Genomic DNA, 12,579 nt, shown 5'->3' on the forward strand with positions numbered 1-12,579 from the left:
GTGCGGCGCGGTCGCGTTCGGTGACGGGTGGACAATGGCCCCGTGACTGAGCACCCCAGCTACGGCGACGGGATCGCCGTCGTGACCGTGACGTACTTTCCCGGTGAAACCCTCGAGAAGTTCCTCGACACGCTCGAGAAGGCGACGGATCGGGACGTCCAGGTCGTCGTCGCCGACAACGCCTCCACGGATGGCGCCCCGGAGAAGGCCGCCCGCCGGGAGAACGTCAAGCTGCTCAGCATCGGCGAAAACGTCGGCTACGGCACGGCCGCCAACCGCGGTGTCGCGGAGCTCGACGACAGCTACGGCTGGGTCGTCGTGGTGAACCCGGACCTCGAATGGGAACCCGGTTCGCTCGACGCGCTGCTGGAGGTGGCCGAGCGCTGGCCGCGCGGAGGCGCGTTCGGGCCGCTCATCCACGACCTCGACGGCACGGTCTACCCGTCGGCCCGGCTGCTGCCGTCGTTCGGCCGCGGGATCGGGCACGCGGCGTTCGGCAAGATCTGGCCGGGCAACCCGTGGACGCGGCAGTACCGGCAGGAGACCGGTACCCCGGTCGAGCGCACGGCGGGCTGGCTTTCCGGGTCCTGCCAGCTGTTGCGCCGCGAGGCCTTCGACTCGGTCGACGGATTCGACACGCGTTACTTCATGTACTTCGAGGACGTCGACCTCGGTGACCGGCTGACCCGCGCTGGCTGGCTGAACGTGTACGCCCCCTCGTCGAGCGTCATGCACATCGGCGGGCATTCGACTTCGCAGGCTTCGGAGAAGATGCTGCGTGTGCACCACGAAAGCGCGTACCGCTACCTCGCGGACCGTCACCGCGGTCTCCTGTGGAAGCCGGTCATGCTCGCGGTGAAGGCCGGTCTCGCGCTGCGGCTCAAGCTCGAAACGCGCCGGAAGTAGCCGTTCCGGCCACCGGAACTCGCGCGACTCCGCTCCCCGCCGTCGTTACCGTCGGTGCATGGACTTCGCTGAACTGGACACCTGGCTGACGGAACGCGCCGGGGAGGACCGCTTCTCCGGGGTCGTGCTGATCCGGCGCGGCGACGAGACGCTGTTCGAACGCGGATACGGCCTGGCCAGCCGCCGCTGGTCGGTGCCGAACGCGCCGGACATCCGCTATGACACCGCGTCGATCACCAAGGTCGTCACCGCGATCGCCGCAGTGCGCCTCGCCGACGAGGGACGGCTGGACCTCGATCGCCCGATCGGCGAGATCATCGACCTCGGCGGCACGGCGATCGCACCCGGTGCGACGACGCGGCACCTGCTCACGCACACGTCCGGGATCGCCGACGACGCCGACGAGGAAGCGGGCGAGAGCTACGAGGCGCTGTGGGTCGACAAACCGGTGTACTCGGTGGTGGACACACGCGACCATTTGCCCAATTTCGCCTACAGGGCACCGAATTTCGCGCCGGGCGAGGGCTGCCGGTACTGCAATTCGGGGTACGTCCTCGCCGGGCTGGTGATCGAGGAGTGCACCGGAAGGCCGTACCGCGACCACGTCCGGGAGACCGTGCTCGACCGCGCGGGAATGACCGATTCGGGCTTCTTCGACCGACGTGATCCGCAGCCGAGGGTCGCCGAAGGCTGGGACCCGATCCTCGACGGCGAGCAGATCACCGGCTGGAAGCAGAACATCTTCAGCTACCCGCCGATCGGATCACCCGATGGGGGTGCGTACTGCACCGTCGGCGACCTCGTCCGGTTTCTGCGCGCGATCCGCGAGGAACGACTCCTGTCACCGGAGCGCACGAAGGAGTTCCTCACGCCGCAGGTGCTTCACAGCAAAGGCGTCTGGTACGGCTTCGGCCTCGAATTCGTGCTGGAGCCGGACGGCTCGGTGCGGCACTGCTACAAGGACGGCGGGAACATCGGCGTCTGCTCGCTCATGCGGCACTATCCGGCCGAGGGGCTGGACGTCGCCATGCTGTCCAACGCCACGTACGGCGGGGGCGCGGCGATCAAGGAGATCGATCGGGTGATCCGGGCTTCCTGAGGCGGGTGCCCGTAATGCTATGAAAGGTCCTTTCCTTGCAAAATTTGCAAGGAAAGGACCTTTCATAGCGCGTGTAGGGCTAGATGCCGTCCAGGCGGCGCGAGAGGTTCGACCGTCCCGAAGGGTTCTGCTTCACCGTCGGCACCAGGCCGCCGACCTCGTTCTCGACGGTCTCCGGCTCCGGCTGCTCGATCAGCGGGCTCTGCACCGGCGCGGCCGGCGGCCGCCGGGTGAGCGGGGTGGTCGCCTGCGGCAGCGGCCTGGTCGGCTGCGTGCCGGGACGGCGAGGATAGGGCTGCGGCTGAGTCGAACCTTCTCCCCGCGCCGGCGGCAGGTCCAGCCGCGTCGTCGGCTCGGGTCCCGCGAGCGGGTGGTCGTTCTCCGCGATCAGCGAAGCGGGTAGCTGAGTGGTCGTGTCCGGGTCCGATGATCGGTCGATCTCGGCGACCACCGATCGGGGGATCTGCTGGGTGTTCGCGGAGTCCATCGGAGACGTCGCGTTGTCCGGTGTCACGACGAAGGCTCCACGCGCGCTTGCGCGTGCGAGCAAGGCGTCCGCCCGAGCACGGGGGTCCATTCCCCTAGGCCTCCCGACTGACCTGGGGCCCTCTGGGTTCAGGGCCGACTGTGTGATGTCTAGGGTAGGCCCTAGGAGCGGCCGCCGTCAGCAGACCCGCGAACGTCGTCCGACAAAAGTTGGCAGGCACCTGGCCGACCGTAGGGAACTCAGGCTTCCATGTCCGAAAGGATCCGGGTGCTGGAGTCCGCCTTGTCCGTGCCGCCGATGCCGTAGAGCAACGCGATGTTGTTGCGGGCCCCGGCCTCGATCTCGTCGGCGGGCAGCTCGTCGACGCTGCGCCTGTCGCCGCCGTTGCAGAACTCGAGCTCCGTGTCGGGGTACGCCGCGCGGATCAGGTCGAACGACTCGTTGATGCCCGGCCCCTGCTCGACGGCGATGTACACGTCGTCGACGATGCGCAGCGCGCGGACGATCCGGGCCCGGATGTCCTCGGTCTGGATCACCCTGCCCTTCTTGAGGACCTGCTGGTGATCGTTGTTGACGATGACGATCAGGTAGCCGGACCGTGCCTGCGCGTCCTCGAACAGGTCGAGATGGCCCTGGTGGAGCGGGTTGAAGTACCCGCTGACGATCGAGGCCTTCGCCGGTCGCTCGGTCATCGTCGGTGTCCTCCATAGGCTTACGGTTTCAGGTGGCCCGCTAACCCTAGCCGAGTGCCGGGTAGTTTCATCGTGTGCTGTTCCGTCCCGGCTTCGAACTGGACCTGGACACGGTCCTGGGTCCGCTGAGCCGTGGGTCACGTTCGCCCAACGTCGTCCGCACCGAGGCCGGGGTCACCTGGCTGGCGGCCAACACCGAGGACGGCGCGGGCACGCTCGCGCTGCTGCGGCGCGCCGACGGTGAGATCGAGGCCGAGGCTTGGGGGCCCGGCGCGGACAGGCTTCTCGACGGCGTCCCGGCGATGCTGGGCGCGCATGACGACGACTCCGAGTTCATCGCGCATCACGACGTCATCGCGTCGGCGCGGCGCCGGAACCCGGGACTGCGGCTCGGCTCGACCGGCCGGGTGTGGGACGCGCTGGTGCTCGCCGTGCTGGAGCAGAAGGTGACCAGTACGGAGGCCCTGCGGTCGTGGGGCGAATTGTGCCGCTGGTTCGGCGAGCAGGCGCCAGGGCCGGTGCCGTCACGGCTGCGTGTGCCGCCGACACCTGTCGCCATTCGATCCATTGTGGACTGGAAATGGCATCGCGCCGGGGTGGACCTGAAACGGCGGACGACGCTGATCGCCGCGGCGCGTGTCGCGACCCGGCTGGAGAAGGCCGTCGAGCTGAAGGGTGTCGAGGGCCGGGCCTGGCTGCGGAAGGTGCCCGGCATCGGCGTGTGGACCGCGGCGGAGATCGCGCAACGCGCCTGGGGAGACCCGGACGCGGTGAGCTTCGGCGACTACAACATCCCGTCGATGGTCGGGCACGCGCTCGTCGGCACGAAACTCGACGACGTCGGGATGTCCGAGGTACTGGCGCCGTATTCGCCGCAGCGCCAGCGTGCCGTGCGCTACCTGTCGACGGCCGGATTCCGCCGCCCGAGGTTCGGACCGAAGATCGAGCTCCGCGACTACCGCGCCATGTGATCGCGCCTGCCGGGCGCCGCATTTGGTCCGCTGAATACGGGGTCAGTTACCCCAGCCCTGCGGCGGGTAGGGCTGCTGCTGGCTCGGGTACTGCGGCGGCTGCTGCGGGTACTGGTGGTAGGGGAGGACGGGCGGCTGCTTGGTGTTCGATTTCACGAGGAAGTACACGCCGACCCCGATCCCGGCCAGGACCAGGAAGCCGACCACCAGTACCAAGAGGAAGACCATGCCGAGAGATTAGCCGGAGGCCCTCGTCACCAGCCCGGTGGCGGCTGCTGCGGCGGTGCCCGGGCTCAGTGGGCGGGGCGCTCCTGCAGCCGCGGGTTCGTGCGGTAGGCCGTGACGTTCGCGGCCAGTGCGGCGTCGACGATGGCGATCGCCTCCCCCTGACTCAAGCCCAGCTTGCGGGTGATCGCGGCGTACTCGGCGGCTGCCTTCTGGGCCAGCTTCCGGTTTTGATCCCCCGAGTCGCCGACGAAGGTGCCTGCCCGGCCACGGGTTTCGATCAGGCCCGCCTCTTCGAGTTCACGGTAGGCCTTGGCGACGGTGTTGGGGGCGATACCGAGATCTTCGGCGAGCTTGCGCACCGTCGGAAGCTTCGTGCCGACCGGCAGCGTCCGGTCCTTGATCTGGGCGGCGAACGCTGAACGCACCTGCTCGTACGGGGGGATCGGTGAGTTGGTGTCGACGCTGATGATCACTTTCGTGCTCCTGGTTCTCGGCTCGCCGACTGGATCAGAACACCGCGTTTCCCGGTGGCGAGGAGTTCAGCGGTGCCCTTCGTAGCCGGACCACGAGCGTAGCGAGAAGGCCGATCGCGGCGCTCCCCAGGAAGTAGGCCCACAGCCACGTGGCGAACTCCGGTAGCGCGGAGGTCAAGGGGAGGGCAAGGTAGACCCCGGTGGGCAGCAGGGTCAGTTGCGTGTCCTTGATGCGGAGCATGTCGTCCGTGCGCAGGGAGATCTCGTCGTCGGCCAGGCTGGGCTGCTTGACCACCTGCCGGGCCAGTGCGATGGACAAGGCGCCGAGGACGGCGATCCCCGCCGCGTAGGTGAAACCGATCAGCTGCTTTTCGGTGGACTCGGCGAGGAAACCGATGGTCAGGCCGAGACCGATGCCGCCGACACAGCTGGCCAGCCACAGCATGACCGTCCCGGCGCCTGCCACCTCGAGCACGCCGAGCCGCTTTCCGTGCGCGATCCGGCGTGGCACCGACCGCGCCAGCCGCTGTTCCGCCTTGCGTATCCGGAGGGTGGCCCACCAGACGAAACCGGCCAGGACGACGAAGGTCACCACGACCGCGATGAGAGAGCCCGATTCGGACAGTGCCGGCCACTCCGCCTTTCGGCGCGACATGAGCGTGGGGCTGCCGCCCGAAGCCTCGAGGAAGAACTCCTGACTCAGGAAAAACCAAACACCCCACGTGGCCCCGAGCAGGGCCAAGGCCACCCCGACCGTCTGCCCCTTGATCCTGCTCCGCAGCTTCATCCTGGTCAGCTGAAGCTGTTGGGATTCGTTCAGAACCACCACAGCGCCCCCTTGTATCAGTTATCGTATCGCCATGATGGCACAATCACTGATACAAAAGCAAGCGGCCTACTGACGGGGCGGGATGACCTGGGTCCGATCGCCGCCGGGGACGACCTGTGTGGCGTCCCCGGCGGCGATCGGGGAGACGACCTGCGTGCGGTCGCCGCCGCCTGCGGGCGACACGACCTGCGTGCGGTCGGCGCCGGGGTCCGCCTGCTGCTGCGGGGACACGACCTGGGTGCGGTCCGCGCTGCCGTCGATCGGCGGCCCGGCCTGCGGGGGAGGCGGCGGGAAACCGGGCTGAGCCATGCCGGCCGCGCCGAACGGATTGTGCGCCGGGGCGCCGGGATGGGGTGCGAACCCCGCGGGGGCGCCGGGCGGCGGCGGGAAGCCTGCGGGCGGCGGCGCGAAACCAGCGGGGGCCGGCGGCGGGAAGCCGGGCGCCTGACCGTAACCGGGCTGAGGCGGCGGGAAACCGGGCTGCTGCTGCCAGTTGCCCTGCGGGGCGGGGCCGCCGGGCGGGGGCGGCGGGAAGCCCGGAGCCGGGCCGCCGCCGCCGAAGTTCGGGTTCTGCGGGAATGTCATCGGCGGCTTCTTCGCCTGGTTGACCTTCACGATGATCACCACGATCACGATGATGATGACGATGATCGCCAGGATCAGCAGAAACCAGCCGAAGCCGTCACCGTCTCCGCTGCTGTGGACCCGGACCCGGTCGAGATATGGCGTCAGCGCCGTCAGCATCATTCCCCCTTTAGGACGTCAGCCGACACCCTAACGGCCGGCCGCCACGGGCACGGCGGCTTCCATCAGTTCGGCGAGATCTTCCGACCCTTTCGGCAGGGAATCCACCGGCCACCAACGAAGATCGTCCGATTCGTCGCTTTGGACCGGTTGGGCTCCCCGGGGCGCGCGCACCACGAAACGCACGTCGAAATGCCGCGTCGGCACACCGAGCGAGCAGGTGATCGGATGGACGTCGAGATGCACCGGGGCCGGCTCGATCACCAGGTCGTCGATGCCGGATTCCTCGCGTGCCTCACGAAGAGCGGCGTCGGCGAGCGTCGCGTCGCCGGGTTCGCAATGCCCGCCGAGCTGCAACCAGCGCCCGACTCGCGGATGCAGGGTGAGCAGCACGTTTTCCGCGTCGGCGTCGAGAAGGACGGCCGACGCGGTGATGTGCCCGGCCGCGCATTCGCGGCGGCAGACGTCCTCGCGGGCGGCGAGAAAGCCGAGATAGGCCTGGCGTAAGGATTCCTGGGCGGCGCCCGCCGGTCGCCAACCGGACAAAGTGGACACAACGTCGTCGTGCAGGGTCACAGTTCGAGAAGTCCTTCACCGGGTTCGACGGGACCGCGCGCGGGCGGGAGGGCGGCGGGATGCCCGATCGCGACCGCGCCGAGCGGTTCCCAGCGCTCGTCCAAGCCGAGCACGTCGCGCACGACGTCCGCTGCGAAGATGGTCGAACCGATCCAGCACGAGCCGAGGTCTTCGGCGGCGAGCGCGACCAGCAGGCCCTGCACGGCCGCGCCACCGGCGACGGTGAACATCGTGTGCTCACAAGCGTTTCGCCGGTCGTCGCGGTAGGTGTGCGCGCCTTCGGCGACGAGGAACGGGATCACGACCTCGGGCGCGTTGTAGAGGATGTCACCGCGGCTGAGGCGCTTCACGACCTGCTCGGCGGTGAAGTCGTCACCTTCGAGATCAGCCTGCCAAGACGCCTTCATCGCGTCGAGAAGCTTGCGGCGCAAGCCTTCCTCGCGCAGCCAGACGAACCGGACCGGTTTCGTGTGATGCGGCGCGGGCGCCGTCAGCGCCGTCCCGACCGCGCGGCGCAGCACCTCGGGATCGACCGGTTCGTCGGTGAACGACCGGATCGAACGCCGCGCGAGCACGGCCTCCCGGCGGCCCTGCGCGATGGATTCGTTGGTGCCGAGGCGGAAGAGGTCCTCCTCGACCGGCCGCAGCAGCTTGCGGGCGGTGGACCCGTCGTCGGTCAGCCGCAGGCCGCGGACGACGGCGACCGGTGTCCCGCCGAGTTTGCCCTTGACCAGGTCCGCCGCGGCGGCGAGTTCGTCGGCGATCGCCACCTCGGTGACCGCGAGTTCGTTGCCCTGGCCGTCGATCTCGCCCGCGTACGAATGCAGCACGCGCAGGCCGGACGCGCCGATCGCGGCGTCGATCTGCCCGACCCGCCACGCCCGCCCCATGGTGTCGGTGACCACGACGGCGACCTCGACGCCCAGCCGTTCACGAAGCCCGTTCCGCAGCGCGAGCGCGGAAGCGTCCGGATCGGACGGCAGTAGCGCGACCTCACCGGAGGCCACGTTCGACGCGTCCACCCCAGAGGCGGCCTGCACGATGCCGAGCTTGTTCTCGGTGATCACCGTCCGGTTGATCCGCGCGATCACGCGGACGGACTCATCCTCGACCAGCTTGCGCCGGGCGGCGTCGCGCTCCTCCGGGTCGGCAGGTACGCGGATCAGCATGCCCTCGGCCTTGGAGACGATCTTGCTCGTCACGACCAGGACGTCGCCCGACCGCAGCCAGGGAGCCGCCTCGACGATCGCCCCGGTCAGGTCGTCGCCGGGACGGAACTCCGGCAGCCCTTCGACCGGCAGGATCTCGATCTTCGCGGAAGCGTGGTCAGTCAACGGAAACTCCTGCCAGATCGAAAGCCGCACGCACCATGGCCGCCGTGGCGTCCACATCGGACATCAGCAGGGGCACGTCGCGGACGGCGACTCCCGGCACCTCGACGGTTTCGCCCTCGGAGACCAGCCAGCCGTCGAGCACCCCGTCCGGGGATTCCTTGCGGGAACCGTAATGCCGCCCGACGGCCTCGGCCGAGGTCTCCACACCGATCGCGCTCAGGCACGCGTCGGCCATACCGCGCAACGCCTTCCCGCCGATGATCGGCGAGACACCGACGACCTTGGCGCGCGTCTTCCGCAGCGCGTCGCGGATTCCCGGCACACCGAGCGTCGTGCCGACCGAGACCACCGGATTGGACGGCGCGAACAGCACGATGTCGGCGCCCGCGATCGCGTCGAGCACACCCGGCGCCGGCTTGGCCTCCTCGGCGCCGACGGCGATGATCGAATGCGCCTTCGGCTCGGCGCGGTACCGCACCCACCACTCCTGGAAGTGGATCGCCTTACGCTGATCCGGCTCTTCAGGATCGTCGATCACGACATGCGTTTCGACGCGGTCGTCCGACATCGGCAGCAGGCGCACGCCCGGCTGCCAGCGGTCGCACAGCGCCTCGGTGACCTGCGAGAGCGGATAGCCCGCGCGCAGCATCCGCGAACGGATCAAATGCGTCGCGATGTCCTTGTCGCCCAGGCCGAACCAGGTCGGCTCGGCGCCATAGGCGGCGAGCTCCTCCTTGACCGTCCAGGTCTCCCCGGAATGGCCCCAGCCGCGCTCTTCGTCGATCCCCCCGCCGAGGGTGTACATGCAGGTGTCCAGGTCCGGGCAGATGCGCAGACCGTGCATCCACACGTCGTCCCCGGTGTTCACCAGCGCGGTCACCTCATGCGGTGATTCCGGCCCGGAACCGATCGCGGGCAGACCGAGTGCTTGTTTGACCCCCAGCAGGAAGCGGGCCCCGCCCACTCCGCCGACCAAAATGACGACCTTCACGACGGGCGATCCTCGCACGCCCCCGGAGCCGGGGCCCAGTAGCGGTACCTGTGGTGCTCCGTACAGCCCAGGCTTTCGTACAGTTTCAGCGCGCCGGAATTCGCCACCGCGACCTGCAGCACGACGCCGGTGGCGCCCTGAGCAGCCGCCCAGCCGCCCGCCGCGTTCATCAGCCCGCGTGCCAGCCCCTGTCGCCGGAACTCGGGCCGTACCTCCAAGCGGGCGATGTGCAGCCACTCGTCGACGACGGCCCCGCGGACCGCCCCGGCCGTGACGCCGTCGATCTCCACCACCCCGAAGCCGACCTTGCCGGTGCCGAGGACATGCCGTGGTGCCTCCGCCGGATCCGCGCCTCTCGCGGTCATTTCCCACCATCCGGACGTCGGTTCGTCGAGAATCACCGCTCCCGCCGAGGTCCCGCGCGAGAGTGGCCCGGTCAGCACGCGAACCTCGTGCGCGGGCCGGTGTTCCACATAGTGGACCCAACCGTAGGTGGCGATGGCGTCTTCGAGCGACGTGTCCTGGATCACCTGAACGACCGGCGGGATGGCATGATCGTGGGCGAAGTCACAGACCGTCCGCAGGGCGTCTGGCAGCGGTTTTCCCGGATCGCCGATGGCCAGGGCGCTGTTGGCCCTGGCGGTGAACCCGTCCGCCCAGCGCAGCCTCCAGTCCCCGATCCGGCTCTCCAGCAGGGGAGTCCAAGCCCGGCTACAGGTGAGCTCGAGCATTTCCGCACTGTTCACGGTTAGATTGTGCCAAGGAAGGCAGTGGAGGGACCCCGATGAGCATCGCGCGCAAGGACGACAGGCACAACGAAGACCTGGTCCGCGAGATCTCCGACGGCTTCAACCGGGCATTGGGCGCGGAAAAGGCCGTCGAGAAGGAAGCGGAAGCGGCGAAGCCCGCCGCGCCGAAGTTCGTCATCACCGGGGACAGCAGGGCCACTCCGCCGCCGCGCCGGAAAGACCGCTGAAAGCCCATACCCGGGGTACGGAATAAGGGTGGCCTAAGCGGGCCGGTCGCGCCCGCGGGCGCGTAATGTCCGTTGCAGACTGGTGAAGCAGAGATAAAGCAGGAGTGCGCAGTGACCTACGTGATCGCCGAGCCCTGCGTCGACGTGCTCGACAAGGCGTGTATCGACGAGTGCCCCGTGGATTGCATCTACGAGGGTGATCGCATGCTGTACATCCACCCGGACGAATGCGTCGACTGCGGTGCCTGCGAGCCGGTCTGCCCCGTCGAGGCGATCTACTACGAGGACGACGTCCCCGACGAGTGGAACGACTACACCAAGGCCAACGTCGACTTCTTCAACGAACTCGGCTCGCCCGGTGGCGCCTCCAAGGTCGGCAAGACCAGCCACGATCCCGCCTTCATCAAGGCTCTTCCCCCGCAGGGCGAATGAGCCGGGTCGCTCTTCCCGATTTCCCCTGGGACTCCCTCGCCGAAGCCAAGGCGAAGGCCCAGGCGCATCCCGGCGGCATCGTCGACCTGTCGATCGGCACGCCGGTGGACCCGGTCCCCGAGAGCATCCGCGCGGCGCTCGCGTCCGTGTCGGAGATCCCGGGGTACCCGACCACGCACGGGATTCCCGAGCTCAGGGCCGCCGCGATCGACGCGCTTTCGCGGCGGCACGGCATCGAAGGCGTTCCCGAGGCGGCCGTGCTGCCGACGATCGGTTCGAAGGAACTGGTCGCGTCGCTGCCGCGGCAACTGGGCTTCGGCCCCGGTGACCTCGTCGTCATCCCCGAGGTGGCATACCCGACCTACGAAGTCGGCGTGCTGCTGGCGGGTGCGACTCTCCTGCGTGCGGACAGCACTTTCGCGCTCGGCCCGCAGCGGCCCTCGATGCTGTGGATCAACTCGCCGTCCAATCCGACGGGGCGCGTGCTCGGTGTCGATCACCTGCGCAAGGTCGTCGAATGGGCGCGGGAACGCGATGTCGTCGTGGTCTCCGACGAGTGTTATCTGGCGCTGGGCTGGGAAAGCGAGCCCGTGTCGATCCTGCACCCGTCCGTGCACGGCGGCTCCCTCGACGGCCTGCTGGCCGTCCACTCGCTGTCGAAGTCCGCGAACCTCGCCAGCTACCGCGCCGGATTCGTCACCGGTGACCCGAAGCTCGTCGCCGGACTGCTCGAGATCCGCAAGCACTCCGGACTGATCATGCCGCGGCCGGTGCAGGAAGCCATGGTCGCCGCGCTGAAGGACGACGAAGCGCTTGCCGTGCAACGGGAACGCTACGCACGCCGCCGGCTGGTGCTGCGGAAGGCGCTGCTGGACAGCGGTTTCGAGATCTCGCACTCCGAGGCGGGGCTGTATCTCTGGTCCACGCGCGGGGAATCCGCGCTCGACACGGTCGACTGGCTCGCCGATCGCGGCATTCTCGCCGCGCCGGGCACGTTCTACGGGCCGACCGGTGGGCGGCACGTCCGGATCGCTTTGACGGCGACGGACGAGCGGATCGACGCGGCTGTGGAGCGGCTCACTTCCTGATTTCGGCGCGGTTCGTGCGTCTCGCCGCGTGCTATGAACGGTCCTTTCCTTGCAAAATTTGCAAGGAAAGGACCGTTCATAGCACGTCGCGACCGGTGAAACCCCGGTAGATGAACCGCGTCAGCGCCTCGACGGCTTCCTCCTCGGAGACCGACGACGGGTCCAGCAGCCACGTGTGTGCGAACCCGTTGACGAGTTCGCCCATCATCGCGAGCGAGAGCCGTTCCGACGCCGGTAGTTCCATTCCCGCAGCGGTGATGTACCCGAGGTGGCCGAGGATGTCCTCCGCCTGATCGGCGCCGAAGCGCGCGAAGGTGCGTGCGAAGTCGTCGCTGACCATCGCCGCCTGGCGCAGGGCGAGCATCGTCGCGGCGTTGTCGCGATGGAAGTTCCAGTACTCGCGGACGTGCCAGCGCACGGCGTCCGAGTCGGTGAAGTCGGCTTTGTGCTCCGGCGAGGACGCGTTGACGTCGCTCGCCGCCGCGAGGTCCGCGAGGAGCGCTTCGAGCAGCTCCTCCTTGCTCGCGAAGTGGTTGTAGAACGAGCCCGCCGCGCGCCCGGCTTCCGCGGTGATGTCGGTGATCTTGGTGTTCAGGTACCCCTTCGCCGCGAAGACGCGCTTCGCCGCGTCCTTGAGCGCGGCCTCGGTCTCCGCCGCCTTCTCCTTGCGGCTCGTCGCCGTCATCGGCACCTCCTTGACACGGAAGGCTAGCAACGCACACACTGAATCAAGATTCACTGAATTATAATTCA

Annotated in this window: 17 protein-coding genes; 6 read left to right on the forward strand and 11 right to left on the reverse strand. The window is 68.6% G+C overall.

Going from position 1 to position 12,579, the window contains the following annotated elements:
• Window positions 1-42: 42 nt before the first annotated feature.
• Both ACLJO0_RS10590 and ACLJO0_RS10595 read left to right on the forward strand, forming a co-directional pair.
• Window positions 43-906: a glycosyltransferase family 2 protein gene (locus ACLJO0_RS10590; protein ID WP_199749161.1), complete on the forward strand. Its 864-nt coding sequence runs from the start codon at window positions 43-45 to the stop codon at window positions 904-906.
• Window positions 907-964: 58 nt separating this feature from the next.
• Window positions 965-2,005: a serine hydrolase domain-containing protein gene (locus tag ACLJO0_RS10595; protein ID WP_410577885.1), complete on the forward strand. Its 1,041-nt coding sequence runs from the start codon at window positions 965-967 to the stop codon at window positions 2,003-2,005.
• A 79-nt stretch (window positions 2,006-2,084) separates the two neighbouring features.
• On the opposite strand, the gene ACLJO0_RS10600 is transcribed toward ACLJO0_RS10595, so the two are convergent.
• Both ACLJO0_RS10600 and ACLJO0_RS10605 read right to left on the reverse strand, forming a co-directional pair.
• Window positions 2,085-2,519, reverse strand: coding sequence for a hypothetical protein (locus ACLJO0_RS10600; RefSeq protein ID WP_396560394.1), 435 nt, complete (start codon window positions 2,517-2,519; stop codon window positions 2,085-2,087).
• Window positions 2,520-2,731: 212 nt separating this feature from the next.
• Window positions 2,732-3,184 carry an adenylyltransferase/cytidyltransferase family protein gene (locus tag ACLJO0_RS10605; protein ID WP_125780810.1) on the reverse strand — a complete coding sequence of 151 codons (453 nt, stop codon included), beginning with the start codon at window positions 3,182-3,184 and terminating at the stop codon, window positions 2,732-2,734.
• 74 nt (window positions 3,185-3,258) lie between these two features.
• Between ACLJO0_RS10605 and ACLJO0_RS10610 the strand changes: the two genes are divergently transcribed.
• A complete protein-coding gene (locus tag ACLJO0_RS10610; RefSeq protein WP_410577887.1) occupies window positions 3,259-4,155 on the forward strand; it encodes a DNA-3-methyladenine glycosylase family protein in 897 nt (298 codons plus the stop codon).
• Between the two features lie 42 nt (window positions 4,156-4,197).
• Here ACLJO0_RS10610 and ACLJO0_RS10615 read toward each other — a convergent pair whose 3' ends face one another.
• The 8 genes from ACLJO0_RS10615 to ACLJO0_RS10650 form a co-directional block, all read right to left on the reverse strand.
• A complete protein-coding gene (locus ACLJO0_RS10615; RefSeq protein ID WP_410577889.1) occupies window positions 4,198-4,383 on the reverse strand; it encodes a hypothetical protein in 186 nt (61 codons plus the stop codon).
• A 65-nt stretch (window positions 4,384-4,448) separates the two neighbouring features.
• Window positions 4,449-4,856, reverse strand: a complete 408-nt coding sequence (locus ACLJO0_RS10620; RefSeq protein ID WP_396560402.1) for a GntR family transcriptional regulator — start codon at window positions 4,854-4,856, stop codon at window positions 4,449-4,451.
• Window positions 4,857-4,890: 34 nt separating this feature from the next.
• Complete coding sequence (locus ACLJO0_RS10625; RefSeq protein ID WP_410577892.1) at window positions 4,891-5,685, reverse strand: hypothetical protein; 795 nt, start codon at window positions 5,683-5,685, stop codon at window positions 4,891-4,893.
• Between the two features lie 66 nt (window positions 5,686-5,751).
• Window positions 5,752-6,429 carry a hypothetical protein gene (locus ACLJO0_RS10630; protein WP_410577894.1) on the reverse strand — a complete coding sequence of 226 codons (678 nt, stop codon included), beginning with the start codon at window positions 6,427-6,429 and terminating at the stop codon, window positions 5,752-5,754.
• A gap of 30 nt (window positions 6,430-6,459) precedes the next feature.
• The gene (locus ACLJO0_RS10635) at window positions 6,460-7,005 is read right to left on the reverse strand and encodes an NUDIX hydrolase (protein ID WP_410577895.1); all 546 of its coding nucleotides are present in this window, start codon (window positions 7,003-7,005) and stop codon (window positions 6,460-6,462) included.
• Window positions 7,002-8,339, reverse strand: coding sequence for a coenzyme F420-0:L-glutamate ligase (locus tag ACLJO0_RS10640; RefSeq protein WP_410577897.1), 1,338 nt, complete (start codon window positions 8,337-8,339; stop codon window positions 7,002-7,004). Before ACLJO0_RS10640 ends, ACLJO0_RS10635 begins: the two co-directional genes overlap by 4 nt.
• Window positions 8,332-9,330: a 2-phospho-L-lactate transferase gene (gene cofD / locus ACLJO0_RS10645; RefSeq protein WP_410577899.1), complete on the reverse strand. Its 999-nt coding sequence runs from the start codon at window positions 9,328-9,330 to the stop codon at window positions 8,332-8,334. Before cofD ends, ACLJO0_RS10640 begins: the two co-directional genes overlap by 8 nt.
• The gene (locus ACLJO0_RS10650; RefSeq protein ID WP_410578230.1) at window positions 9,327-10,061 is read right to left on the reverse strand and encodes a GNAT family N-acetyltransferase; all 735 of its coding nucleotides are present in this window, start codon (window positions 10,059-10,061) and stop codon (window positions 9,327-9,329) included. The genes cofD and ACLJO0_RS10650 overlap by 4 nt, the downstream gene beginning before the upstream one ends.
• A gap of 53 nt (window positions 10,062-10,114) precedes the next feature.
• Between ACLJO0_RS10650 and ACLJO0_RS10655 the strand changes: the two genes are divergently transcribed.
• The 3 genes from ACLJO0_RS10655 (at window position 10,115) to dapC (ending at window position 11,826) form a co-directional block, all read left to right on the forward strand.
• Window positions 10,115-10,306, forward strand: a complete 192-nt coding sequence (locus tag ACLJO0_RS10655) for a hypothetical protein (protein ID WP_410577900.1) — start codon at window positions 10,115-10,117, stop codon at window positions 10,304-10,306.
• A 111-nt stretch (window positions 10,307-10,417) separates the two neighbouring features.
• Window positions 10,418-10,738, forward strand: coding sequence for a ferredoxin (fdxA, locus tag ACLJO0_RS10660; RefSeq protein ID WP_125780827.1), 321 nt, complete (start codon window positions 10,418-10,420; stop codon window positions 10,736-10,738).
• Entirely contained in the window at window positions 10,735-11,826 is a 1,092-nt protein-coding gene (gene dapC / locus ACLJO0_RS10665) for a succinyldiaminopimelate transaminase (RefSeq protein ID WP_410577903.1), read from the forward strand. The genes fdxA and dapC overlap by 4 nt, the downstream gene beginning before the upstream one ends.
• A 76-nt stretch (window positions 11,827-11,902) precedes the next feature.
• Here dapC and ACLJO0_RS10670 read toward each other — a convergent pair whose 3' ends face one another.
• The gene (locus tag ACLJO0_RS10670) at window positions 11,903-12,511 is read right to left on the reverse strand and encodes a TetR/AcrR family transcriptional regulator (protein WP_410577905.1); all 609 of its coding nucleotides are present in this window, start codon (window positions 12,509-12,511) and stop codon (window positions 11,903-11,905) included.
• Between the last annotated feature and the right edge of the window lie 68 nt (window positions 12,512-12,579).

Source organism: Amycolatopsis sp. lyj-108 (genome assembly GCF_046549005.1).
Lineage (GTDB): Bacteria > Actinomycetota > Actinomycetes > Mycobacteriales > Pseudonocardiaceae > Amycolatopsis.